Source organism: Mesorhizobium sp. M6A.T.Cr.TU.014.01.1.1 (assembly GCF_004022765.1).
GTDB classification, from domain to species: domain Bacteria; phylum Pseudomonadota; class Alphaproteobacteria; order Rhizobiales; family Rhizobiaceae; genus Mesorhizobium; species Mesorhizobium mediterraneum.
The window spans coordinates 105669-130224 of sequence record NZ_RZPG01000010.1 but is presented as its reverse complement, the minus strand read 5'-3'; the positions used below and the strand labels follow the sequence as shown (position 1 = coordinate 130224).

The window sequence follows — 24556 nt, the reverse complement described above, 5'->3', positions numbered from 1 at the left end:
GTCAAGGATGAAGGCAGATGTGTACGTGCCCGAAGGCGTCCCTGTCATTCGGGGCACGAACATTGGTCAGCATCGCACACTCAAGGGCGATTGGGTCTTTGTAACTGATCGGTTCGCGGACGGGATCGAGAACTGCGTCGTAAAGCCGGGTGACCTTATATTCCCTCACCGAGGTGCCATCGGTGAGGTCGCACTGATTGAGCAGCATCATGGTCGAATGGTGCTTTCCACAAGCATGATGAAATTTCGGCCGAACCCACAGAAGGCTAGCAGCGAGTTTCTGTATTATTTTTTCCGCTCCGATGCAGGTCGCAATGAAATACTGCGGTTCGGGTCTCAGGTCGGCACTCCGGGTATTGGGCAACCGCTCACTTCGCTACGCCAATTTCGCGCTCCACTACCTCCTTTGTATGTCCAACATTCTATTGCGGAAGTTCTTAGCGCTCTTGACGACAAGATCGACTTGAATCGGCGGATGAGTGAGACGCTTGAGGCGATGGCACAGGCGATCTTCCGGGATTGGTTTGTTGAGTTCGGACCGACGCGCCGCAAGGTAGAAGGGGCTACCGATCCTGTAGCCATCATGGGTGGTCTTGTCCTCGACCCTGATCTGGCGCGGCAAGTCGCTGATCTGTTCCCGGCGACGGTGGGCGAGGATGGGTTACCCGACGGGTGGTTTTCCGTCACAGCCTCGCGCTTGATCGAGTTCAACCCGAGTGAACCGTTAAAGCGTGGAGCTGTCGCGCCGTATTCCGATATGAGTTCGTTGCCGACGGTTGGTACTATTGCGGAGCCGCCAATACTGCGTGAGTTCGGCTCAGGCATGCGCTTCCGAAATGGCGATACTCTATTTGCTCGGATTACGCCTTGTTTGGAGAATGGCAAAGCGGCATTCGTTGATTTCCTTCCAGACGGGAAGTCTGTGGGGTGGGGTTCGACAGAGTTCATCGTCTTACGTGCTCGTCCATCTGTGCCTGCGCCTTTTGCCTATTTGCTGGTGCGTCACGATGAGTTCCGCGACAGGGCCATTCGGAGTATGACGGGCACGTCGGGCAGGCAGCGGGCGCAGGCGGACAGTGTGGCGTCGTTCCTAACTGTCCAGGCCAACGAGCAAGTATTTGAGGCGTTTGGTCAGCTAATCGTTCCGCTTTTCGACTTGATTTCGGCGAACGGGCGACAAAGTCGCACACTTGCAGCCAACCGCGATCTCTTACTTCCGAAACTGATGTCTGGCGCAATCGCGGTACGGCAGGCGGAAGAAGCTCTCGCATGACCGGCAGTGGGAAACGATCAAACTATCTGGAAGAGCTGCCTGATTGGCCCGACTTCTCGTTGCCGAACGACGACATAGATGGGTTGCTGCCCGCGTGCAAAGTTCGCGATTGGCATCAGTTCGTCGAAGTGATGCAAGACCCCGAGCACAATCGTACGAACAGAGAGGTGATCTATCGAGGTCAGCGAGGCCACAACTGGCAGCTGTCTTCGACGCTCTCCAGACAGTTTGATGGGGGCAGCATAGCCGACATAATGCGGGAAAGTCTTCTCCTTGAGTTCAAACTGGCGATGCGAGGGCGTGGTGCTGACGTCAAGGACATGGATGAGGCGGAGGTTTGGGCTTACGGCCAGCATCATGGTCTTTTCACGCCTCTTTTGGACTGGACGCGTTCGCCATTTGTAGCTCTTTTCTTTGCCTACGAGAGCGTCGATCTCGAAGGTGCCGAAAATCCGAGCAGGGCGGTATTCTGTCTAAACATGTCGGCGATCAAAGCCCTGGCAAGTGACCTCTTCATTGAGCCGCGCTTCTATCATAACGCCCGGCTCGTCAATCAGGCCGGATTGTTCACTATCACGCCGCCCGGCAATGAGAATTTCGTTTCCAACATATTCAACTTACTGATTGACCAGAATGTGATCCAAGCTGACGATATCGAGACGATTGGCGACGACGAGGTCAATGACGCTGAACTAGCGCGTGATTTGGCAAAATACATCTGCAAGATACATGTGCCTAACGTTGATCGCGTTGGCTGCTTAAACATGCTGCGGAAAATGAATATACATCAGGCCAGCCTTTTTCCTGACCCCGGAGGAGCATCTCAGTACAGCAACGATTGGCTCAGAAGGTCGATTGCGGAACATAAGCGGGAGGACGAAGAGCGCCAGAAGGCCAAGGAAGAGGCGGCTCGCGCACGTCGAGAGACTACAATTGTTGCCGATGCGGCTTTGGTATCCGATGATACCGCCGCTATCGCCGACCTGCTCATCGTAACATTCGAGGACGTGAGCATGGGGCCCGAACAGATAGCAGATTGGTCAGAGAAGATCGGCGAGCGCTATCAACAAGTCGCAGCTGTCGATTGGCCCAAGCGGCCAAACGCAACCGCCAAGCTAAAGATAGAACTTCAACGTCTCCTCCACGCATTGGAGGTGCCAAGAGAGCTTGTCGAGACCGTCGTGACAGATCTCATCGAGCTTCTCTCAAGGCGTTACGAGGCCAGCGTCGCTAGTTCGGCAACCAGTAGCGAAGCAGCAGAGGCAGCGCAGACTTGAGCAAGATTGTAGATATCCTCTACGAACAGGCCCAGGCCGACCACTCCCGCTCTGGTTTCCGCGAGGAAATCGTCGAGGACGCCGCAATAGGCCTCTTTGAGGAGCTTGGCTACCTCTACGCCAGATCAGGCCAGATTGCGCCTGACGGCTCCGCTCCCGAACGTGACGCCTATTCCGACACCATCCTGACTTCACGTCTGAGTGCAGCGGTTGACCGTCTGAACCCGACTATCCCAGCCGAGGCCCGCGCATCCGCGATCAAGCAGCTGTTTGTCACCGAGACCCCATCGCTGGTCGAAGAGAACCGGCGTATCCATCGCCTGCTGACCGACGGTGTCGATGTCGAGTTCGTGGTGGCGGATGGTGAGATCAAGGGCGACAAAGTCTGGCTGATCGACTTCGACAGCGCCGAGAACAACGACTGGTTGGTGACCAACCAGTTCACCGTTGTTGAGGGTCGCCACAAGCGTCGCCCGGACATCGTGGTGTTCGTCAACGGGTTGCCCCTTGCCATCATCGAGTTGAAGAACGCTGGTGCCGAGGCTGCCGACATTGGCGCTGCTTTCAATCAGCTCCAGACCTACAAGGCGCAGGTGCCGTCGCTGTTTCGGACGAACGCGGTCTTGATTGCTTCGGATGGCGTTCTGGCCCGGATAGGGTCGCTTACCGCTGACGAGGAACGGTTCATGCCGTGGCGGACTGTGACGGGAGCGGAGAACGATTTCACGCCCCACGGCCCCCGTGAGATGGCCACTCTACTGCGCGGCGTGTTCGAGCGGCAGCGGTTCCTCGCGTTGCTGCGTGACTTCATCGTGTTCGGCGACAGGGGCGAAGGTCCGTTCAAGATCATCGCCGGATACCATCAGTTCCATGGCGCAACGAAGGCGCTTACCAGCGCCATCGCGGCTGCGAAGCCTGACGGCGACCGGAAGATCGGCGTCATTTGGCACACGCAGGGTTCCGGCAAGAGCCTGCTGATGGCGTTCTTCGGTGGTCTGATCGTGCGGTCGAAGGCGCTGGAAAACCCGACGCTGGTCGTCTTGACTGACCGCAACGACCTTGACGACCAGTTGTTCGGTACGTTCAGCCTGTGTCGCGACCTGATCCGCCAGACGCCCGAGCAGGCGGACAGCCGCGACGAGCTTCGTCGTCTGCTCAACCGCGCCTCCGGTGGGGTGATCTTCACAACGGTCCAAAAGTTCTCGCCCGAGGCCGGCGAGGAGAGCTTTCCGGTCCTGACCGACCGTCGTAATGTCATCGTCATGGCCGATGAGGCACACCGAAGCCAGTACGGTTTCGACGCCAAGCTGGACAAGACCTCGGGCAAACGTCGCTACGGATACGCGCACTACATTCGAGAGGGCCTGCCCAACGCCTCCTTCATTGGCTTCACCGGAACCCCCATTGAAGCCGATGACGTGAATACGCCCGCGATCTTCGGCGAGTACATCGACATCTACGACATCAGCCGCGCTGTAGAGGATGGGGCGACGGTTCCGATCTTCTACGAAAGCCGACTTGCCCGCATCGAGTTGAACGAGGACGAGAAGCCCCGGATCGACGCCGAGATCGAGGCGATCCTCGAAGACGATACGCTCTCCGAGCAGGAGAAGCAGAAGGCGAAATGGGCGACAGTCGAGCGGCTGGTAGGATCAGACAAACGGCTGTCGCAGATCGCCGCCGATCTGGTCGAACACCTCGAAGCGCGCACCGCCGCGATGAATGGCAAGGCAATGGCGGTCTGCATGAGCCGCCGTATCTGCGTGGACCTCTACGAGCACATCGTGGCGCTCCGGCCAGCGTGGCACTCGGACGATGACGACAAGGGCGCGATCAAGATCGTGATGACCGGGTCCGCATCCGATCCGCTGGACTGGCAACCCCATATCGGCAGTAAGAAGCGGCGGGACGCTCTCGCCAAGCGGGCGCGTAATCCCGAGGACGAACTCAAGCTCGTGATCGTGCGGGACATGTGGCTGACGGGCTTCGACGCGCCCTGCATGCACACTATGTACATCGACAAACCCATGCGAGGGCACGGGTTGATGCAAGCCATCGCTCGGGTCAACCGAGTATTCAAGGATAAGCCGGGCGGGTTGATCGTTGACTACATCGGCATCGCGCAGAACCTCAAAAACGCGCTGGGTCAATACTCGGCATCCGATCAGGAAAAGACCGGCATTGATGAGGAGGAGGCCGTCGCCGTCTTGATGGAAAAGTACGAGGTCGTCCGAGGTATGTTCCACGGCCATGACTATCGGCTCGGCATGCTCGGCCAGCCCCAGCAACGCCTCGTGGCGCTCGCCAATGCCATCGACTGGATACTCGCGTGGCAGCAGCGTGAGGCCGCTAAGGTCTCGGGCACCGAGGACAAAAAGAAGGCGCACCGACGCTATCAGGACGCAGTGCTGGAGTTGAGCAAGGCGTATGCACTGGCTTCCGCGAGTGACGAGGCTCGAGCTATACGGGACGAGGTGGGGTTCTTTCAGGCCGCTCGGGCCGCGCTGGCCAAGACCACCGCTAAGGGCAAGTTGTCGGACCGCGCCAAGACCTTCGCTGTCGAGCAACTGCTCAATCAGGCCGTCGCCAGTGCGGAGATCGTAGACATCCTGAAAGCGGCAGGCATTCAGACGCCGGACTTGTCGGTCCTGTCGGAGGACTTCCTCGCCGAAATCCAGCAGATGGAAAAGAAAAACCTCGCTCTGGAGGCGTTGAAGAAGCTCCTCAACGGCGAGATCAGCAGCCGGTCACGGTCAAACGTCGTGGAGACCAAGTCATTCTCGCGGCGTCTGGAGGAAGCGGTCGCTCGCTATCATGCCAACGCGATCTCGACCGTTGAAATGATCCAAGAGCTGATCGCGCTGGCGAGGGACATCAAAGCGTCGGCGGTTCGAGGCGACGAACACGGTCTGTCCCCTGAGGAATTGGCCTTCTACGACGCCCTTGCAGAGAACGAGAGCGCCATCGAGGCGATGGGCAGTGAAAAGCTACGGGTAATCGCTCACGAACTGGTCGAGCAGATGCGCGGTTCCGCGACGGTGGACTGGCACCATAAGGCTACGGCCCGCGCACGCATGCGTGTTCTGGTCAAACGCATCCTCAAGAAGTACGGCTACCCGCCAGATCTTGAGCAGGAAGCCGTTCAGACCGTGTTGGCGCAAGCCGAAGTGATGCTACGGGAAGTGGCGGCTCATATTTAGATGCGCGATGTCTAAATTGGCGCACCCGACAGGATTCGAACCTGTGACCTCTGCCTTCGGAGGGCAGCGCTCTATCCAGCTGAGCTACGGGTGCCTTCAGGATCGACGATCCGGAAAACGAACCAGCCGGTGAACCGGCCAGCCACGGCTTCTTAGCGGAAGCAGGCGCAGGCTTCAACGGGCAAGTGGCGGGCGGCAGGGCTGCGAACTCGGAATAACGCATTTTTCGGATTGCTCATTCGGCGGAGGCCCACGATCTGGAGCCTGCCATGACCCTCGAAGGTGCGAGAAGCAAGCCCAAAGGCCGGCAAACCTGCGGTTTTATTGGACCTATGAAGATTGGCGCCGAAGCCTGAAATGAAAAACCCGCCTCGGCGGGCGGGTCGTTGGCGCAAATCAGCACCATGAATAAATTCCTAGCATAATTGCCGTCACCTGTCAAGTTGAAACCACGAGCTCGCCCCCCATCACTGCCGAACGCAGCCCCTCACTGCTCCTGCGCATACAGCAGTCGTGTCGTCGTGTTCGATGCCGTCGACAGGCTGCGCTGGATCAGCGCTTCGACGTGGTCGTTGCGCTGGCGCGCGCTGTCGGCGCCCATCACGACGAGGATGAGCCGGCGGCCGTCGGCATCGTAGGAGGTGACGATGTTGAAGCCGGAGGCTCTGATGTAGCCTGTTTTGATGCCGTTGACGCCGCGGACGCGGCCGAGCATGTCGTTGTGGCCGCGCACCAGCCGGCCCCGGAACATGAAGTCGCTTTCGGAGAAATAGTGGAAATGCTGCGGGAAGCGGGCGCGCAGCGCCATGCCGAGTACCGCCATGTCGCGCGCCGTCGTCTGCTGTACGCCGTCCGGCAGGCCAGAAGCGTTGCGGAAGACGGTGCTGCGCATGCCGATCTGGCGCGCTTTGGCCGTCATCATCGCGGCAAACGCGTCTTCGCTGCCGCCGAGATATTCGGCGACGGCGACCGCCACGTCATTGGCCGATTTGACGGTGATCGCCCGGATCGCCGATTCGACATCGATCGCCTCGCCGCGCCTGAAGCGCAGCTTGGTCGGCGGCTGCCTGGCGGCGTTGTCGGAGACCGGGATCAGCGTCGTCTTGCTGACGCGGCCCTGATCCAGCGCCTCGAACAGAAGGTAGAGCGTCATCATCTTGGCCAGCGACGCCGGATAGCGCGGCGCCGTCGAATTCACCTCGAACAGCGTCTTGCCGGTGCCGCCGTCGATGACGATTGCCGCATATTTCTGCGGCGCCGCCGGCACCGCCAGCATGGTCTCCGGCGGCGTCGTCGCGCAGCCGGCGACGAGCACCAGCAGCGCAAACGCCGCGACAAATCTTTGGATGAGCGGAAAGAGACGCGGTTCGGACAAGATGGATCTGTTCTGAAGGTAGACTGTTGCTGAAACGAGTGGGAAACTAGCCTAACCCAATGACGCCGTCCATTTGGTTAACACTGGTCTTGCCTAGGGTTATCCCCGGATAAACGCATTTCCGCGCCTGCGCCGTCGATCACCCACCGCCGAAATCGCCTGTTTCCTGCCTGACCTTCCCACGCGGTCGCGCTCCGGCTAGAAAGGGCGCGGCATTGGGGTATTTGGGGGATTGCATGGCGGGCGGTATCGGCATGGGCGGCGCTGCGCCGTCGCTTATCAGGGCATCTCTTGGCCGCACCGGCAGATGGGCCACCGGCGTCGCCTTTGTCGGCGGCTTCATTTCCGACATCCTCACGCCGCTGGCGCCGTTCGCCGCCTGTATCGCGCTGGTCGCCGCGATCGCCGCGGTGATCATCGCCATCGCCATTGTGCTGCGGCTGGTGCTGGCGGCCAAGGCGCTGCCGGCGCTGGTCTTCGCTAGCACCGCCGCGGCGGTCGCCGGCGGCGTCTTTGCCGTTCAAAAGCAGACGAATTCCCAGAACGGGCTGGTCGCCGGCCTGGTGCCGGCGGTGGCCGAGCTGCAGCGCTCGATGGGCATCGTCTCGGCCAAGGTGGCGAAGATCGAGCAGACCGTCACCGAGACGCAAAAGACGGTCGAGACGGTCAAGCAATCGACCGACAAGGTTTTGCAAAAGACCGACGAGATCGCCTCGGTCCAGCAGCAGCAGACCGAGCAGGGGGCTCAGACGCAAAAGACCGTCGAAGCGGTCAAGCAGACGACTGACGCCCTGGCCGACACGGTGGCTGCCGGCCAGGAACAGCAGCAGGCCCAGGCCGAGAAGCTGCAGGCGACGACCGAGCAGATCGCCGTCTCGATCGACACCATCGCCAAAGGTTTTGCCGCACTTGCCGCACAGGGCGGGGCGATCGCCGAGCCCAAGCGGCCGGACGAGTTTTATCACAATGCCCGCGTCTACGAACTGTCGGGCGACATGCTCAATGCCCGGCGCTCCTATCTTGCCTTCGCCGGCTTCGATGTCGACGCCGTCGACCCCTACACGCGTTTCGCCACTTTGCTCCGGGTGCAGGACGGCAGGGCCGGCGCCCGCGAGGTGTTCGGCGCACTGGCCGACAAGGGCAAGGCGCTGTCGATCAAGCTTGTCCGTGCCTTGCAGTTCGACGATGCCCAGCGTCTCGAAAAGCTCAACGCCTTCGTCGCCGCCAATGCCGATTTCGCGCCGGCCTATTTCCTGCTGTCGCAGGAGTTTTCGGAAGATCGCCTCGGCTTTCAGGCACTGTCCGACAAGCGCAGCGAGGCGACGGCGCTGACCAAGTTCCTGTCCTATGAGAAGGATGGCGGGCTGCTCAAATATTTCGTCGACCAGACCCAGCTCGCCGATTGGCTGGACCGCAGCCGCAGCCGGCTGGCGGCGCTTGGCGACGTGCTCGATGCCAAGCGCTTTGCCCCGACGCTGACGCCGATGCGCTCGAACCAGGGCTGGTCGATGACCATCTCCATTCCCGAACCGGCGACCGGCATTTCATGGCGCATGGGCGACAGCGGCCCGTTCACCGAAACCGGCTTCCTGGCGCTCAACGACCAGACCACCGGCAAGCCGATGCCCAATCCGAGCTTCGAATTGCCCGACAGCACCGCGGCCGGCAGCATCGCGATCAAATATCTCGATGTCAGCGGCCGCGAGACCGGCCCGTTCGACATCCGCTTCGATCCCGAGGCGGCACTTCAGCAAGGCAACAAGCAGATCCTCGACCAGTTCTGGACGTCGTGGATCGCCTTCGACGCCAGCGGCAACCGCGGCCTGGTCTATTTCAGCCATATGCTGTCCTACCGTTGCGCCATCAAGGCGGTGCATTACGGCCTGAACGGCGCGGCGCTCGACAAAGAGATCAAGATGCCGGCCTGCGACCCCAAGGATCCCTACGCCATCCCCTACGACTACCAGCCCTATTTCAAGGTCGCCGACAGCGTGAAGTCGATGTCGGTCCAGGTCACCTACACCGACGGCACCCAGTCGGCGGTGCGGGAGTACAAGCGGCAGTAGGGCTGCGGTGGCGGGCAATCGGATGATGGAAGTACCCCACCCCTAACCCTCCCCACAAGGGGGAGGGAACGCTGCCGCGCGCCCTTACTTCCCTTTGGCGCCGAAAGGCAGGCAATTTGCCGAGGTCAGCGCCAACGGAAGTCTCCCTCCCCCTTGTGGGGAGGGGCTAGGGGTGGAGGTACGTCACCGGGCAAATGCGTCTCTGATGTGAAATGCCATCACCCAGCTTGCGCAACCGGCACCGAGCGGGTTTTGCTGGTGACGACAGAATCAGCAGGTGCGCCATGGATACGCTCACGATCAAGGCAAAGGGCATTTCGGTGTCGGTCGATCTCACTGTCGGCCATCTCGCCGAGATAGCGGTCGATATCGACGGGCGCCGGCTAAAACCGCTGCATCGCGCGCCGTGGATCGACGAGCCGCGCGAAACGCTGCCGCAAGGCCTGCCCGCCGGCACCGTGCGCCTGTCCGGCGACTTTCTCTGCGCGCCGTTTTCGCGCAGCGATGTCGAGGAAGCGCCGCTGCATGGCTGGCCGGCCAACAGCCCTTGGGATGTCGTCGCCTCCGAGGCGACGGTTGATGGCTGGCGGGCGGTTTTCAGGCTGCAACGCAAGGTCATGGGCGCAACGGTCGACAAGATCCTCACCCTGCGCGACGACCATCCCTTTCTCTACCAGGAGCATGTCTTTTCCGGTGGTTCGGGCGGCATTTCCGTCGCCCATCATCCGATGACGGTGATGAAGGACGGCGGCAAGCTCGCCTTTTCGCCGAAGCGGTTTGCCGCAACGCCGGACGACCCGCTGGAGCCTGATCCGGCCCGCGGCCGTTTTCTCTTCGCCTATCCGGCCCGCTCAGCAGACCTGACGCATTTTCCCGCCGCCGCTGGCGGCACGCTCGATTTGACCGACTACCGCATGGACCAGAGCCGAGAGGATTTCGTCACGCTGGTCGAGGCCGACCATGGCGGGCCGGGCTGGACCGCGCTGGCGCGAAAGGCGGAAGCCGATCTCGTTCTGGTGCTGAAGAACCCGGCCGAGCTGCCGGTCACCATGCTGTGGGTCAGCAATGGCGGGCGCGACTACGCGCCGTGGAGCGGGCGCCATCGCGGCGTGCTCGGCATCGAGGACGGCCGCACAGCGCTCGGCCATGCCGCCTCGCTGGGCGACAACTGGCTAAAGCGGGAAGGGGTGGCGACCGCCTTTGCTCTGGCTGAAGGTCGCAGCGTCTCGTTCCGCCACGTCATCGGCGCCCTGCCCTTATCCGGCGGCGAGCCGCCGCGCGACATCACCACCGCGCAGGGGCACGTGCGCCTCACGGCTGCCAACGGTTCGACCCGGAATGTCGCCTTCGACAGCGATTTCCTGCGGCTCGGCAGGTCGGTCCCAGCCTGAGTGTCCTGGGCGATCGCTTCAGGTTGGAGTTCGCCTTCCATTGCGAGCGTTGGCGCTGCCCCCTCACCCGGTTTGCCAACCGAATTGCAAAGAGCAATTCGGGGCAATCCGACCTCTCCCCGAGGGGAGAGGAGATCGGCAGCGCCGGCTCCTATCTCTCTTCTCCCCAGCGGGGAGAAGGTGGCCGCGAAGCGGCCGGATGAGGGGGCAGTGGCGCCGCCCTCGACAATTGGTCGGTCTTCAACACAAGTAACAAGCGATCATTGCTGAAGCGACTACCCTGGACAACGTCAGTCCCGGATTTGAAATTCCGGCAAACTATCGCCAAGATGCGATCGAAAGCACCCAGCCAGAAAGGCTCCGATGTCCGAGATCGCTCATCTCGCCGCCACCATCTTCAAGCGCGCCGGCAAGGCGCAGCGTTTTGTCGTCGCCATCGCCGGTCCTCCGGGCGCCGGCAAGTCGACGCTGTCGACCCGCCTGCATGAACTGCTGCCGGAGGGTGCGGCCGAAATCGTGCCCATGGATGGCTTCCATTACGACGATGTCGTGCTTGAGCGGCGCGGTCTGCGCGCGCGAAAGGGCGCTCCGGAAACTTTTGACTTTGCCGGCTTCGAAACCTTGCTGAAGCGCATCCGCGCGGCCGAGCCCGACATCGCCATTCCGGTGTTCGACCGCAGCATGGAATTGTCGCGCGCCGCCGCCTCGATCATCGCCGCCGACACCAAGTTCATCCTGGTCGAAGGCAATTATCTCTTGCTTGACGAAGAACCCTGGTCGCGACTGGCGCCGCTGTTCGATTTCTCTATTTTCGTCGATGTGCCGCGCGCCGAGCTCGAGCGCCGTCTGCTTGAGCGATGGCACGAGCATGGCCGCTCCGACGAGGACGCTCGTGCCTGGATCGCCTCCAACGACATGCCCAACATCGACCGCGTGCTTGCCCGCCGCCGCCCTGCCGATCTGGTGATTGGCGATCACGCTTGATGCCGCAGCACGGCCCGCCGGAACCTTAGGACTTTCCGACCGTTATGTCAGATACGGCAATGATGCTGACATAAGGGAAACTGTCCGATGGCAACCAAGGCAAGAAAGCCTGCGCCCGGCAAGGGCAGGGCGACTCGATCAAAGGCAACTGAATCAAAGACAGGCGCCGGCCCGGCGGTCGCCGCCCGCTCCAAGGATGCAAAGCCTACTTTCGGCAAGGCGGCGCCGAGGAAAGTGATGCCGGGCGCTGCCAAGGCCACGGCAAAACACGCCAAGCCCAGGAAATCGGAGCCCAGGAAATCGGCAAATGGCGGCTTGGCAGACAGCGCAATGCGCACCGTGAAGGCGACGGCCAATGTTGCGGCCGGTGCGGTTGTCGCCGCGGCCCGGGGCGCTGCGTCCCTTGCCGCTTCCGTCATGGGCAAAGGCAGCCATGGGCAAGGGCGGCGTTAAAACCAAATAGGCCGAGCCGTCCTTTCTGCGCTACCGGCCGGTTCGGTCAGCCCCGAGCGGGGATGTTGAGGCCCTTTTGCACGGCCGGTCGGGCAAGGCCGCGTTCCAGCCATGCCGCGACGTTGGGAAAGTCGTCGAAGCCGACAAGTTCCCGCGCTTCATAGAAGCCGATCAAATTGCGCACCCAGCCCAGCATAGAGATATCGGCGATGGTGTAATCGTCGTCCATGATCCAGCTGCGGTCCTTCAGCCTCGTCTCGAGCACGCCGACCAGCCGCCGCGACTCGTCGCGATAGCGCTCCAGCGGGCGCTTATCGGCGATCTCGCGTCCGGCGAATTTGTGGAAGAAGCCGACTTGGCCGAACATCGGCCCGATAGAGGCCATTTGGAAGAACACCCACTGGATCGTTTCGTAACGCCGCACCGGGTCGGCCGGGATCAGCTGGCCGGTCTTGTCGGTGAGATAGAGCAGGATGGCGCCGGATTCGAAAAGCCCGATCGGCTTGCCGCCCGGGCCGTCCGGATCGATCATCGCCGGTATCTTGCCGTTGGGGTTCAGCGACAGGAATTCCGGCGTCCAGCTTTCGTCCTTGCCGATGTTCACCGCATGCGCCTCGTATGGCAGGCCGAGTTCCTCCAACGCGATCGACACCTTCACCCCGTTCGGCGTCGGGAACGAATAGAGCTGGATGCGTTCGGGATGTTTGGCCGGCCAGCGCGTGGCGATCGGAAAGGCGGACAGGTCGGTCATCGAAAACTCCTGGGCGGGGATTTTTGCGCGCACGCGGGAGGGGCGGGTCGCAGAGAAATAAGCGTGACGGGCGGCCCGAATCAATATGACGGCTGAAAAGTTTCGCCGTGCCCGGACAACCAGCCGTGAACCGCCTGCGGTCAGACCGCCTTGACCGCCAGCACCGCATTGGTGCCGCCGAAGGCGAAGCTGTTGCTCATCGCAACGCGCACCTTGCGCTCGCGCGCCACATTCGGCGTGATGTCGAGATCGCAATCGGCGTCGGCCTCGCGAAAATTGGCCGTCGGCGGCACGATGCCGTCGCGGATCGCCATCACGCAAGCGATCAGCTCCAGGGCGCCCGACGCGCCGAGGCAGTGGGCGTGCATCGATTTGGTCGATGAGATCGAAAGCCTGTAGGCATGGTCGCCGAAGACGCGCTTGATCGCCGCCGTCTCGATCTGGTCGTTGGCCTTGGTGCCGGTGCCATGCGCATTGAGATAGTCGATGTCTTCCGGATTGAGCCCCGCGTCGACGAGGCAGAAGCGCATCGCCGCCTCCGGCCCTTCGATGGTCGGCGCGACGATATCGGAGGCATCGCCGGAAAGGCCGACCCCGGCAATTTCGGCGAGAATTGTGGCGCCGCGCGCCACCGCATGCTCATAGGTTTCCAGAACCGCCATGCCGGCGCCTTCGCCGAGCACCAGGCCCTGGCGATCGGCCGAAAATGGCCGGCACGTGTCAGGCGCCAGCACCCGCAGCGCCTCCCAGCCTTTCAGGATGCCCCAGACCAGCGGCGCATCGGTGCCGCCGGCGACCATGATATCGGCGCGGCCGAGCCTGATCTGGTCGACCGCCGAGGCGATCGCGTGATTGGACGAAGAGCAGGCCGAGGTGATGCCGAAGACCGGTCCACGCAGGCCGAGATCCATGCTGACATGGCCGGCCGCAGCGCCCGGCATCACTTTCGGCACGGTGAAGATCCCGGTGCGATTCTTGCCTTCGAGCAGGATGGCGCGATAGCTCTCCTCGATCGCCTCCCAGCCGCAGACGCCGACGCCGACGATGGCGCCCATCCTGTAGGTGTTGGCTGCGTGCGAGGTCAGCCCGGCTTGTTGCGCGGCCTCCCGCGCGGCGATCGTCGCCAAAAGGCTGAAGCGGTCCATCGACACGACCTGCTTGCGGTCGATACCGTGATCGGGAAGCGTCTTGATTTCGCAGCCGACCCTGACTTTCAGGTCATGCAGCTCCGAATTGACGATTGGACCGATGGCCGAACGGCCGGCGCGCATCTCGCCCCAGATCGCGGGTGCATTGGTGCCGAGCCCGCATAGGCCGCCGATGCCGGTAATGACGACGCGCTTGTGCATTCAGTCAGGCTTTTTTCGCGATCAGCGCGCGAACCGCCTCGACCATGTCGCCGACGTTCTTCAGGTTGCTCCAGGCGTCGACCGTGTTCATCTCGATCTCGATGCCATACTGTTCCTCGAGGTCGAAGATGATCTCCGTCAGTTCCAGCGAATGGATGCCAAGTGAGGTCAGTTCGGTAGTGGTGGTGATTTCTTCGCCACCGGGCTCGGCATGAGCCTTGATCTTCGCGATGATGTCCGTTGCCAGCTGGTCAGCCATTCGGTTCCTTCCCCAACCTTGTCGTTTCTCGACGCCAACTCATCAGCGCCCCTTTTTTCCCGGATTCAAAATCGTCATCGTCGCCTTTTACCCCGTCAGGCGCTGCATGACAGTACCAAGGTGGCTCCCTCTATAGAAACCGAAACGTTGTCAAGCAACAAGCTATATATCGACAAAGGCGCCGCTGTGCTTAACGTTGGCGCCGTGGATACGATCGAACATGGCCTGACCTCGGTGCTGCCGGCCCAGCGCGTCGCCGGAATGGCGCAGCTTGGCTGCGACAGGAATGGCGACCGCACGCGTCTTCGGCGCCTCTATCAGGATGGTTCCGCCAAGATCCGCATGCCGGCCGTCTCGGCCGATCCGCTCGAGGCCGTCTTGATCAACACCGCCGGCGGGTTGACCGGCGGCGACCGCCTTGGCTGGGAGGTCGATGTCGGCGCCGGCGCCTCCGCCACCATAACCACCCAGGCCTGCGAGAAGATCTACCGTGCCGCATCCGATCGCGCCGAGGTGCGGGTGAAGCTGACGGTCGACGCTGGCGGTCGCATCGCCTGGCTGCCGCAGGAAACCATCGTCTTCGATCGATCGGCCTTTGCCCGCAGGCTCGACCTAGAGCTTGCCGCCGGTGCCGAGGCGCTGGTGCTCGAGGCGACCGTCTTCGGCCGCCTCGCCATGGGCGAACGCGCGACGTATGGCAGCTTCCACGACCGCTGGCGCGTCAGTCAGGACGGAACGCTTGTTCATGCCGAGGATTTCCGCATCGGGCCCGGCATTGCGGCCATTCTGGGCCGTTCCGCGGTGGCCGGCGGCGCCATAGCAATGGCGACGGTGCTGATGGTCTCGCCGCGGGTGGAGGCTTTGCTCGATCCGGCCCGGGACATTATCGGCGGCCAGGGCGACGCCAGTGTCTGGAGCGTGAAGAAATCTGGCAAGCTTCTTGCGAGGCTGTTTGCCGAGGACGGCTACCAGCTCCGCAAGCGGCTGGTTCCGCTCGTCGAATTGCTCAACGGGCGGGCGGGTCTGCCCAAATTATGGTCACTCTGATTCCGATTACGCCACTCCTGATTAAGCCATCCTAGGGAAACGCATGAACCTGACGCCAAGGGAAAAGGACAAGCTGCTCATCGCCATGGCGGCGATCGTGGCGCGCAAGCGGCTCGAACGCGGCGTCAAGCTCAATCACCCGGAGGCGATCGCGCTGATCACCGACTTCGTCGTCGAGGGCGCCCGCGACGGCCGCCAGGTCGCCGAGCTGATGGAGGCCGGCGCCCATGTCGTCAGCCGCGCGCAGGTTATGGAGGGCATCGCCGAGATGATCCACGACGTCCAGGTCGAGGCGACGTTTCCCGACGGCACCAAGCTGGTCACCGTGCACGAGCCGATAAGGTGAGGCCGATAAGGTGAGGAGAGGAAAATGCTTGAGCTGCGACCCAACTGTGAATGCTGCGACAAGGACCTGCCGCCTGAGGCAATGGACGCGCTGATCTGCACCTTCGAATGCACCTTCTGCGCCGATTGCGTGGCAAATGTGCTGGCCGGCGCCTGCCCGAATTGCGGCGGCAATTTCTCCATGCGCCCGATTCGGCCGGCGGCGATGCTGATGAAATATCCCGCTTCGACAAAGCGCGTCTTCAAAGCCGAGGGCTGCGGTCCGGCCCGCGATGCCGCGTGACGGCACGATCCTGACAACGGAAGGCATATCGATGGTTCCCGCAACGATCAAACGCACGTCCCTCTCGGCGGTCCTGCTTCTCGCCGCTGCAATGCCCGCCTATGCCCATGTCGGCATCGGCACGACCTCGTCCTGGTCAGCCGGCTTCATGCATCCGCTCTCCGGCCTCGACCACCTGACGGTGATGATCGCGGTCGGGCTATGGGCGGCCTTCAAGGGCGGCAAGGCGGTTGTCGCATTGCCGCTCGCATTCGTCGGCGTCATGCTGGCGGGCGGCGCGCTCGGCATGCTGCAGGTGCCGGTGCCGTTCGTCGAACCGGGCATACTGGCGTCCGTCGTGGCGCTGGGACTGCTGGTCGCGCTCGCGGTCGATCTTCCCGTCTCGGCCGGCGTCGCCATCATTGGCCTGTTCGCGCTGTTCCACGGTCACGCCCATGGCACCGAGGTGCCTGAAAACGCCGGTGGGCTTGAATACGTGGCCGGCTTTGCCGTTGCCACCGCGCTGCTCCATGCCGCCGGCCTCGCTGCCGGCCTCGGCCTAGGCACTGGGTTTCGCGGCCTTGCCCGCGCCGCTGGCGGCGCCTGTGCTGCTGTCGGTACCGGCCTCGTCTTCGGCGTGCTGTGAGGCTGGCGATGATCCCAGGCGAAATCATCACGGCAGGCGGCGAGATCGAACTGAACAAGGGCCAGCCGACCGTCACCATGAAAGTGGCCAACAGCGGCGACCGGCCGGTCCAGGTCGGCAGCCACTATCACTTCTTCGAGACCAATGAGGGATTGAAATTCGATCGCGACAAGGCGCGGGGCATGCGCCTCGACATCGCCGCCGGCACGGCAATGCGCTTCGAGCCCGGTCAGGAGCGCGACGTCACGCTAGTGCCGCTCGGCGGCAAGCGCGAGGTCTACGGGTTTCAGCAGAAGATCATGGGCGCGCTGTGATATTCAACGCGTCGGGCAATTTCGGCTCAGCTGGGCGGCTTGGCCGCCGCGTAGATGACGACTTTTCCAGGATCATCGAATTCCACGGCGAGAACGTCTTCGGTCAGCACGCGTCGAGAGTCGATGGCGTTGAACAGCAATGCGTTCGCCTCGATCTCCTTGCGCAGTTCCGCAATGTCTTCCTGATGTTCCCTAACCTTGGTCTCGATCTCCGGCGGCGGACCGCCTTCTGTGCGCGCGGCATCGGTGAGGAACACGATATCCACCTTGTCGAGCTTGGACGTCTTGCGCACCGCGCCGATGTTTTCACGCGTCCGGTCGATCGCCGTGGCGACTTTGCCGGCCTCCACAGCCGTGTTGGTCTCTTCCTGGCCAACCTCCGAGCCGATGATCCTGTTGACGGTGTCCGGGCCGTCAGGGCCTTCAAGGCCCTGCGCATTCAGCGCGGCCTGAGGAACGGTCGCCGCGAGAAACGCAGTTGCGGCAATCATATGCAGCCATCGGGTGTCGGGGAAGGTGGTGATCGCCATCGCTCGCTCTCAGAGCCTCCTGCGAGACTCGTTTCTAGGCCAAAAAGTCGAAACGTATTCTGCCCTGCGAAGGTTCCCTCCCCGATGCGGCGGGCCGACCTTGTGCCGGCCCGCCATAGCGTATCGTCAGCTCGCTTTCTTGGTGATCAAGGTCAGCGCGCCATTGGTATCCATGCTGGCGGCGATCACTTGCGCCGAGGTGAGTCCTTTGGCTTCGAGCGCGGACTTGACCTGGGGCGTCGCGTCGATCGAGCTGCGCAATTTCTGCAGGCCATCCTCGCCGCGCTTGGCGATCACTTCATTGACCTTCGTCTTCGTTTCCTCGGGCAGTTCTTCGATGTCGACGACATTGACGGTCTGAATCGCCGGCACTTCCGGCTGAGCGCCGGGTGCCGCGGGAGCGGGCGAAGCCGGTGGCTCGCCGGGTTGCGGCGCAGGCTGTTGCTGGGCGCTGGCAGCGGTCGCGAGCAGAAGGGTGGCGGCGGCTGCGAGACGTATCGTTTTGCGCATGGATCTTCCTTTCCATCGATTGGCAAACGGTCGTTTTGGGGTGGCCCTGCCACCTCAAACGTTAAATGGGATCGGAAAGTGTCGCCCAGCGGGTCATTACGTGACCATAGGATGGCGACAATGTGGGGCCGGGCTTCGACCGGCTGTACTTTGGGCCGCATTTCAGGAGCAATTGCCGATGGCTAGAATCACCCGCGCCGCCTATGCCCAGATGTACGGCCCGACCGTCGGCGACAAGGTGCGGCTTGCCGATACCGAGCTGTTCATCGAGGTCGAGAAGGATTTCACCCTTCATGGCGAAGAGGTGAAATTCGGCGGCGGCAAAGTCATCCGCGACGGCATGGGCCAGAGCCAGGTTTCCCGCGCCCAAGGCGCGGTCGACACCGTCATCACCAATGCGCTGGTCGTCGATGCATCAGGCGGCATCTTCAAGGCCGATATCGGCCTCAAGGATGGCCGCATAGCCGCGATCGGCAAGGCCGGCAATCCGGATATGCAAAACGGCGTCACCATCATCATCGGCCCCGGCACCGAGATCATCGCCGGCGAAGGCAAGATCCTCACCGCCGGCGGCTTCGATGCGCATATCCACTTCATCTGCCCGCAGCAGATCGAAGAAGCGCTGATGTCAGGCATCACCACCATGCTCGGCGGCGGCACTGGGCCGGCACATGGCACGCTGGCGACAACCTGTACGCCAGGGCCTTGGCACATGGCGCGCATGATCCAGTCCTTCGACGCCTTCCCGATGAATATCGGCCTGTCGGGCAAGGGCAATGCCTCGCTGCCGGCAGCACTTGAAGAGATGGTGCTCGGCGGTGCCTGCTCGCTGAAGCTGCACGAGGATTGGGGCACGACGCCCGCGGCAATCGACTGCTGCCTGTCGGTCGCCGATGATTACGACGTGCAGGTGATGATCCACACCGACACGCTGAACGAGTCCGGCTTTGTCGAGAACACGGTCGCGGCGATCAAGGGTCGCACCATCCACGCCTTCCACACCGAGGGCGCCGGCGGCGGCCATGCGCCTGACATCATCAAGGTTTGCGGCCTGCCCAACGTCATCCCGTCCTCGACCAATCCGACCCGCCCCTACACCGTCAACACGCTGGCCGAGCATCTCGACATGCTGATGGTCTGCCATCACCTGTCGCCGTCGATCCCCGAAGACATCGCCTTTGCCGAAAGCCGCATCCGCAAGGAGACCATCGCCGCCGAAGACATTTTGCACGACATCGGCGCCTTCTCGATCATCTCGTCCGACAGCCAGGCCATGGGCCGCGTTGGCGAAGTGGCGATCCGCACCTGGCAGACCGCCGACAAGATGAAGCGCCAGCGCGGTTCGCTGCCGCAGGAAACCGGCGATAACGACAATTTCCGCGTCCGCCGCTACATCGCCAAATACACGATCAACCCGGCCATTGCGCATGGCCTGTCGAACGAGATCGGCTCGGTGGCGGTCGGCAAGCGCGCCGATCTGGTGCTGTGGAACCCGGCCTTCTTCGGCGTCAAGCCCGATATGGTGCTGATCGGCGGAATGATCGCCGCCGCCCCGATGGGCGATCCCAATGCCTCGATTCCGACGCCGCAGCCGATGCACTACCGGCCGATGTTCGGTGCCTATGGCAAAGCGATGACCAACTCGTCGGTGACCTTCGTTTCCAGGGCTGCGCTCGATGCCGGCCTGCGCGGCAGGCTCGGCGTCGACAAGCAGATGGTCGCGGTCGAAAACACCCGCGGCGGCATCGGCAAGCATTCGATGGTGCTCAACGACGCCACCCCGCATGTCGAAGTCGACCCTGAAACCTATGAGGTCCGCGCCGACGGCGAGCTACTCACCTGCGAGCCGGCGACGGTGCTGCCGATGGCGCAGAGGTACTTTTTGTTCTGATCCATCGGCGCTATAGCTGACGCAGAACATGCCGCCCAGGGCCCATGAACCAGCAGCTCCCCTACGCCCACGACATATTTCCCCACATCCGCATCATCTTGGGCATGGTGATCGGGCTTGGCGTCACGCGGCTGCTGTCCGGGGTGGCCCGCATTGTCCAGCATCCCGGGCAGTACCGGCTCTATTCGGTGCATCTGGCCTGGGTTGTGTCGGTGCTTTTGATGCTGGTGCATTTCTGGTGGTGGGAGTTCGGCCTGTTCCAGATCGAGACCTGGACCTTCGGCAAGTACCTGTTCATCATCTTCTACGCGGTCACGCTGTTCCTGCTCTGTGCGCTGCTGTTTCCGGACTCGATGCTGGACTACACCAGCTACGAGGATTTTTTCTACTCGCGCCGCGCTTGGTTCTTTGGCCTGCTGGCGGCGACTTATCTGCTCGATGTGATCGATACGCTTCTGAAAGGGCCCGAGCATTTTGCCCGCTTCGGCGTTGAATATTTGTTCCGCACGCCGGTGTTCGTCGCGCTTTGCATCATCGCGATGCTTGTCCGCGATCGCCGCTTCCACATCGCCTTTGTCGCCGCCGCCCTCGTCTACCAGATATCGTTTATCCTGCGGCTCTTCGACACGATCGTTTGACTACAGCGCCGCGCGTCCTTTCGGACGCGCAAAGGACGCTGTAGAAACTTGACTTGGCGCATGATCCTTCCCGAAATCGAATTCGATTTCGGGGTCATGCGCTGGCATTGGGTCGATGCCTGGAACGGACTAAGCTTTTTGCAAGGCAGGTGTTACATGAAGCTCGATATCCGCACCGACTTCACCAAATTCCCGCGTGCCGTCTCCGTGCTTGCCGCCGGCGAAGCGGGAGCGGTCACGCCCTATGATCGGGCCGTGCTTGCCCATGACGAGCGGCACCTGCGCCGCCGCGCCATCGAGACTTCAGGCGGCGACAAGATACTGGTCGACCTGCCCGAGCCGGTTGCTTTGGGCGATCGCGACCGGCTGGTGCTTGAGGATGGCCGCCATGTCGAGATCATCGCCGCGGAGGAGCCGCTCTACGACATCCGCGCCTTGAGCCCTGTTCATCTGACCGAGCTCGCCTGGCATATCGGCAACCGCCATCTGGCGGCCGCCATCGAGGCGGAACGCATACTCATCCTGCGCGATCATGTCATCAAGGCGATGCTGGAAGGGCTGGGCGCGACCGTGCGCGACGTCTCCGAACCGTTCGTGCCGGTGCGCGGTGCCTATTCCGGCCATGGCCACGGCCATGCCGAGGCGCATGCACACAGCCACGCTGAGGCGCATTCCCATGCCCACAGCGAATCGCACTCCCACAGCCATTCGCACGGCCATGATCATGACTGACCAGCCTTCCAACGTTGCCTTGTTGCGGCTGATGGCGTGGCTGTCGCCTTCCTTTCCGGTCGGCGGCTTTTCCTACAGCCATGGCCTCGAACGCGCCGTGCACGACGGACTGGTTGCCGACAGCAAAGACCTCGCCGCATGGCTGGAGACGCTGGTCGAGATGGGCTCGGGCTGGAACGATGCCGTGCTGTTTGCCGAAAGCTGGCGGCGCGCGCGGCAAGCCGGTGATCTCGACGAGATCGCCGCACTCGCCGAGGCCTTGGCCGGCTCGCGCGAGCGCCACACCGAGACCATGCTGCAGGGTGCAGCCTTCCTGAAGGCGGCATCGGCCTGGCCGTGTCAGGTGCTCGACCGTCTGCCGGCCGAGTGCCCCTATTGCGTCGCAGTCGGCGCAACTGCCGGTGGCAACGCCATCGCGCTGCAGGACGCGCTGTCGGCCTTCCTGCAGGCCTTCTTCTCCAACCTCGTCCAGGCCGCGATCAGGCTCGGCGTCGTTGGCCAGACGCAAGCCACGGCGCTGCTCGCCGGCTTCGAGCCGCTGGCGCTGGAAACGGCGTCCCGTGCCTCCAATTCGACGCTTGACGATCTCGGCGGCTGCGCCTTCGTCTCCGACATCATGGCGATGAAGCACGAAACCCAGTATTCCCGGCTGTTCCGCTCATGATCGTGCTTGCCTTCATTCTCTCGCTCGTCCTGCTGCTGATCACCACGCTGCATGTCTATTGGGGCATTGGCGGGATCTGGCCGGGCAGGGACGCTGCCTCCTGCGCCCGCGCGGTGGTCGGCTTTCGCGGCGTCGACGAGATGCCGGCGCCCTTCGCTTCTTTTGCCGTTGCTGCCTGCCTCGGCCTGGCGACGCTGTGGCCGATGGCGCTTGAAGGCATGTTTGCCACGCCCTTTCCCAAGACCGGGCTTGCCGCCACGGCGCTGCTCATCGCGCTGGTCTTCCTCGGGCGCGGCATTGCCGGTTTCACGCCCTGGTGGCGCCGGCTTACACCGGAACAGCCTTTCGCCAGGTTCGATGTCCGCTATTATTCGCCGCTGAGCCTTTTGATCGGGCTCGGCTTCGCCATTCTTGCCATCACGGAGTTTTCCGCATGACCCAAGCCAATGGTCCTCTTCGCATCGGCATCGGCGGCCCCGTCGGCTCCGGCAAGACGACGCTCACCGAAAAGCTCTGCAAGGCGCTGCGCGACGAGTTTTCCATCGCCGTCGTCACCAATGACATCTACACCAAGGAAGACGCCATGATGCTGGCCCGGCTGCAGGCGCTGCCCGAGGACCGCATCATCGGCGTCGAGACCGGCGGTTGCCCGCACACCGCCATCCGCGAGGACGCCTCGATCAATCTGCAGGCGATCGCCGAGATGAACAAAAAATTCCCGGATCTCGACATCGTCTTCATCGAATCGGGCGGCGACAACCTTGCCGCCACGTTTTCCCCCGACCTCGCTGATCTGACGCTCTATGTCATCTCGGTCTGCCAGGGCGAGGAGATCCCGCGCAAGGGAGGACCGGCGATCACCCGATCCGACTTCCTGGTCATCAACAAGAGCGATCTCGCCCCCTATGTGAACGTCAATCTCGATATCATGGAGGCAGATGCTGCCCGCATGCGCGGCAAGCGGCCGTTCGGCTTCACCGACCTGTCGCGCGGCAAGGGTCTGCAGGAGGTGATCGATTTCATCATCGAGCATGGCGGGCTGCGGGTCGACGCCGCCAGAAGCACTGCGGCGTAAGGCGACGGCGCTCGCCTGCACCAAACGAAACCGGTTGCGCGTCCCGCCGGCGCGCGGCATCCTTGCTTCTTTCACGGAGGTTTTCGATGAGCATCGCCCGCCTGCAGAAGGAAATGCTGACCAACCTGCCTTTCTACGAGGAGCGCGTCGATCTGGCTTGCGCCTTCCGCTGGACGGCGCGGCTCAACATGCACGAGGCGGTGGCCAATCATTTCTCGCTGGCCGTCAACGATGACGGCTCGCAATTCCTGATGAATCCCAACCAGGTGCATTTCTCGCGCATCAAGGCGAGCGACCTGCTGCTGATCAACGCCAACGACCCCGACACCCTCTCCGGCCCGAATGCGCCCGACCCGACGGCATGGGGCCTGCACGGCGCCATCCATCGCAATGTGCGTCATGCGCGTTGCGTCATGCATGTGCACTCGATCCACGCCACGGTGCTCGCCTCGCTCGCCGACTCGACGCTGCCGCCGATCGACCAGAACTCGGCGATCTTCTTCAACCGCCACGTCGTCGACGGCCACTATGGCGGGCTCGCCTTCGAGGAGGAGGGCGAACGCTGCTCGCAGCTGCTTACCGATCCGAAGGTCAAGGTGATGGTCATGGGCAACCATGGCGTGCTGGTCATCGGCGATACCGTTGCCGACACCTTCAACCGCATGTTCTATTTCGAGCGCGCTGCCGAGACCTATATCAAGGCGCTGTGGACCGGCCGTCCGCTGCGGATCCTGCCGGATGAAATCGCGGAAAAAGCAGCGCTGGAGCAAGAGGACTATCCCGGCCAGGCCGAACGGCACCTGTCTGAATTGAAGGCGATCCTCGACGAGCAGGAGCCTGTTTACCGGAACTGATACTTAAAGCCCCAGCTCCGCCCGCAATTCGTCGGCGCTGTTGATGACGATCGCGCCGGGCGGCCCGTCCATAGGCGCCTCCGGCCAGAAGATCGTCCTCATCCCCGCCGCCAGCCCCGCCGTGGCGCCGGTCACGCTGTCGTCGACGGCCACGGCATCGGCCGGATCGACACCGGCCAGCCAAGCGGCGCGCAGGAAGGGTTCGGCGTGCGGCTTGCCCTCGTGCACGTCATTGCGGCTGATTGTCTTCATGCCGGGATAGAAGAGGCCAACCGCGCGCAGATTGGCATCGACGATCAGCCGGTCGGAATTGGACACCACCGCCTGCGCCACGCCAAGCGCTCGCAGCTCGTTAAAAATCTCAATCGCGCCGATGCGCGGCTTCAGCGTCTCGGCCATCGGCAGATAGTGATCGTATTTGCGCACGATCCAGTCGTCGAAGGGCAGGTCGAGGCCGAACTCGTCGCGCAGCATCTCGTAGACCGGCCATGCCGCAATGCCCAGCACCCGCTCATGCAGGTTGGCCGGCGCCGCGATGCCGACGCTGTGCAGCGCCGCCACCAGCGCCGCCTCGTGCAACGGCTCGCTATCGACCAGCGTGCCGTCCATGTCCCAGAAAACCGCTTTCGGCGTCATGCGAGGCTCCTTTGTCTGAATCCCTTAAAGGGTT

Annotated in this window: 26 protein-coding genes and 1 tRNA gene; 18 read left to right on the top strand and 9 right to left on the bottom strand. The window is 62.6% G+C overall.

Translation table 11 applies throughout. The features are described from left to right. The first annotated feature begins 7 nt into the window (after positions 1-7). Genes EN885_RS13760 through EN885_RS13750 form a run of 3 tightly spaced genes read left to right on the top strand, consistent with a single transcriptional unit; the run spans position 8 to position 5750 of the window. On the top strand, positions 8-1273 hold the full coding sequence (locus tag EN885_RS13760; protein WP_128241631.1) for a restriction endonuclease subunit S: 1266 nt from the start codon (positions 8-10) through the stop codon (positions 1271-1273). Next, entirely contained in the window at positions 1270-2550 is a 1281-nt protein-coding gene (locus EN885_RS13755) for an FRG domain-containing protein (protein WP_128241630.1), read from the top strand. The genes EN885_RS13760 and EN885_RS13755 overlap by 4 nt, the downstream gene beginning before the upstream one ends. Then, positions 2547-5750: a type I restriction endonuclease subunit R gene (locus EN885_RS13750; protein WP_245493078.1), complete on the top strand. Its 3204-nt coding sequence runs from the start codon at positions 2547-2549 to the stop codon at positions 5748-5750. Before EN885_RS13755 ends, EN885_RS13750 begins: the two co-directional genes overlap by 4 nt. 17 nt (positions 5751-5767) lie before the next feature. Here EN885_RS13750 and EN885_RS13745 read toward each other — a convergent pair. After that, a tRNA-Arg gene (locus EN885_RS13745) sits at positions 5768-5844 on the bottom strand. 393 nt (positions 5845-6237) lie between these two features. Further along, entirely contained in the window at positions 6238-7125 is an 888-nt protein-coding gene (locus EN885_RS13740; RefSeq protein WP_128241629.1) for a D-alanyl-D-alanine carboxypeptidase family protein, read from the bottom strand. A gap of 236 nt (positions 7126-7361) precedes the next feature. Here EN885_RS13740 and EN885_RS13735 point away from each other — a divergent pair, with 236 nt between their 5' ends. From EN885_RS13735 to EN885_RS13725, 3 genes are all read left to right on the top strand, one after another. Beyond that, positions 7362-9191, top strand: coding sequence for a methyl-accepting chemotaxis protein (locus tag EN885_RS13735; protein ID WP_128241628.1), 1830 nt, complete (start codon positions 7362-7364; stop codon positions 9189-9191). Between the two features lie 284 nt (positions 9192-9475). Further along, positions 9476-10582: a hypothetical protein gene (locus EN885_RS13730; RefSeq protein WP_128241627.1), complete on the top strand. Its 1107-nt coding sequence runs from the start codon at positions 9476-9478 to the stop codon at positions 10580-10582. A gap of 363 nt (positions 10583-10945) precedes the next feature. After that, on the top strand, positions 10946-11566 hold the full coding sequence (locus EN885_RS13725; protein WP_127205563.1) for a nucleoside/nucleotide kinase family protein: 621 nt from the start codon (positions 10946-10948) through the stop codon (positions 11564-11566). Between the two features lie 47 nt (positions 11567-11613). On the opposite strand, the gene EN885_RS33590 is transcribed toward EN885_RS13725, so the two are convergent. The 4 genes from EN885_RS33590 to EN885_RS13705 form a co-directional block, all read right to left on the bottom strand. Further along, a complete protein-coding gene (locus EN885_RS33590; RefSeq protein WP_164547066.1) occupies positions 11614-11922 on the bottom strand; it encodes a hypothetical protein in 309 nt (102 codons plus the stop codon). A gap of 143 nt (positions 11923-12065) precedes the next feature. Next, complete coding sequence (locus EN885_RS13715; protein WP_128241626.1) at positions 12066-12770, bottom strand: glutathione S-transferase N-terminal domain-containing protein; 705 nt, start codon at positions 12768-12770, stop codon at positions 12066-12068. A gap of 140 nt (positions 12771-12910) precedes the next feature. Then, positions 12911-14119, bottom strand: coding sequence for a beta-ketoacyl-[acyl-carrier-protein] synthase family protein (locus EN885_RS13710; RefSeq protein WP_127291330.1), 1209 nt, complete (start codon positions 14117-14119; stop codon positions 12911-12913). Positions 14120-14123: 4 nt separating this feature from the next. Beyond that, positions 14124-14378: an acyl carrier protein gene (locus EN885_RS13705; protein WP_126104109.1), complete on the bottom strand. Its 255-nt coding sequence runs from the start codon at positions 14376-14378 to the stop codon at positions 14124-14126. Between the two features lie 204 nt (positions 14379-14582). On the opposite strand from EN885_RS13705, the gene EN885_RS13700 reads away from it, so the two are divergent. From EN885_RS13700 to EN885_RS13680, 5 genes are read left to right on the top strand one after another with little or no spacing between them, the layout of a single operon-like run. Beyond that, positions 14583-15425: an urease accessory protein UreD gene (locus tag EN885_RS13700; protein ID WP_164759220.1), complete on the top strand. Its 843-nt coding sequence runs from the start codon at positions 14583-14585 to the stop codon at positions 15423-15425. Positions 15426-15468: 43 nt separating this feature from the next. Continuing rightward, a complete protein-coding gene (locus EN885_RS13695; protein ID WP_095484607.1) occupies positions 15469-15771 on the top strand; it encodes an urease subunit gamma in 303 nt (100 codons plus the stop codon). Between the two features lie 24 nt (positions 15772-15795). After that, on the top strand, positions 15796-16053 hold the full coding sequence (locus EN885_RS13690) for a DUF1272 domain-containing protein (protein ID WP_095484606.1): 258 nt from the start codon (positions 15796-15798) through the stop codon (positions 16051-16053). Between the two features lie 31 nt (positions 16054-16084). Further along, positions 16085-16678, top strand: coding sequence for a HupE/UreJ family protein (locus EN885_RS13685; RefSeq protein WP_128241625.1), 594 nt, complete (start codon positions 16085-16087; stop codon positions 16676-16678). Between the two features lie 8 nt (positions 16679-16686). Next, positions 16687-16992 (top strand): urease subunit beta, encoded by a 306-nt coding sequence (locus EN885_RS13680; RefSeq protein ID WP_095491221.1) that lies wholly within the window; start codon positions 16687-16689, stop codon positions 16990-16992. 26 nt (positions 16993-17018) lie between these two features. On the opposite strand, the gene EN885_RS13675 is transcribed toward EN885_RS13680, so the two are convergent. Next, complete coding sequence (locus EN885_RS13675) at positions 17019-17522, bottom strand: hypothetical protein (protein WP_128241624.1); 504 nt, start codon at positions 17520-17522, stop codon at positions 17019-17021. A 126-nt stretch (positions 17523-17648) separates the two neighbouring features. Beyond that, positions 17649-18032: a hypothetical protein gene (locus EN885_RS13670; RefSeq protein WP_095484604.1), complete on the bottom strand. Its 384-nt coding sequence runs from the start codon at positions 18030-18032 to the stop codon at positions 17649-17651. A gap of 178 nt (positions 18033-18210) precedes the next feature. Here EN885_RS13670 and ureC point away from each other — a divergent pair, with 178 nt between their 5' ends. The 7 genes from ureC (at position 18211) to EN885_RS13635 (ending at position 23886) form a co-directional block, all read left to right on the top strand. Continuing rightward, positions 18211-19923, top strand: coding sequence for an urease subunit alpha (ureC, locus tag EN885_RS13665; RefSeq protein ID WP_128241623.1), 1713 nt, complete (start codon positions 18211-18213; stop codon positions 19921-19923). A gap of 44 nt (positions 19924-19967) precedes the next feature. Next, on the top strand, positions 19968-20561 hold the full coding sequence (locus EN885_RS13660; protein WP_095484601.1) for a hypothetical protein: 594 nt from the start codon (positions 19968-19970) through the stop codon (positions 20559-20561). Positions 20562-20717: 156 nt separating this feature from the next. After that, the gene (locus EN885_RS13655; RefSeq protein WP_128241712.1) at positions 20718-21293 is read left to right on the top strand and encodes an urease accessory protein UreE; all 576 of its coding nucleotides are present in this window, start codon (positions 20718-20720) and stop codon (positions 21291-21293) included. Then, positions 21286-21957, top strand: coding sequence for an urease accessory protein UreF (locus tag EN885_RS13650; protein ID WP_128241622.1), 672 nt, complete (start codon positions 21286-21288; stop codon positions 21955-21957). The genes EN885_RS13655 and EN885_RS13650 overlap by 8 nt, the downstream gene beginning before the upstream one ends. After that, positions 21954-22394: a DUF3995 domain-containing protein gene (locus EN885_RS13645; RefSeq protein ID WP_128241621.1), complete on the top strand. Its 441-nt coding sequence runs from the start codon at positions 21954-21956 to the stop codon at positions 22392-22394. Before EN885_RS13650 ends, EN885_RS13645 begins: the two co-directional genes overlap by 4 nt. Continuing rightward, positions 22391-23032: an urease accessory protein UreG gene (ureG, locus tag EN885_RS13640; protein WP_128241620.1), complete on the top strand. Its 642-nt coding sequence runs from the start codon at positions 22391-22393 to the stop codon at positions 23030-23032. The genes EN885_RS13645 and ureG overlap by 4 nt, the downstream gene beginning before the upstream one ends. An 86-nt stretch (positions 23033-23118) precedes the next feature. Next, positions 23119-23886 carry a class II aldolase and adducin N-terminal domain-containing protein gene (locus tag EN885_RS13635; protein WP_128241619.1) on the top strand — a complete coding sequence of 256 codons (768 nt, stop codon included), beginning with the start codon at positions 23119-23121 and terminating at the stop codon, positions 23884-23886. 3 nt (positions 23887-23889) lie between these two features. Here EN885_RS13635 and EN885_RS13630 read toward each other — a convergent pair whose 3' ends face one another. Then, complete coding sequence (locus EN885_RS13630; protein WP_095484596.1) at positions 23890-24522, bottom strand: HAD family phosphatase; 633 nt, start codon at positions 24520-24522, stop codon at positions 23890-23892. Positions 24523-24556: the final 34 nt, after the last annotated feature.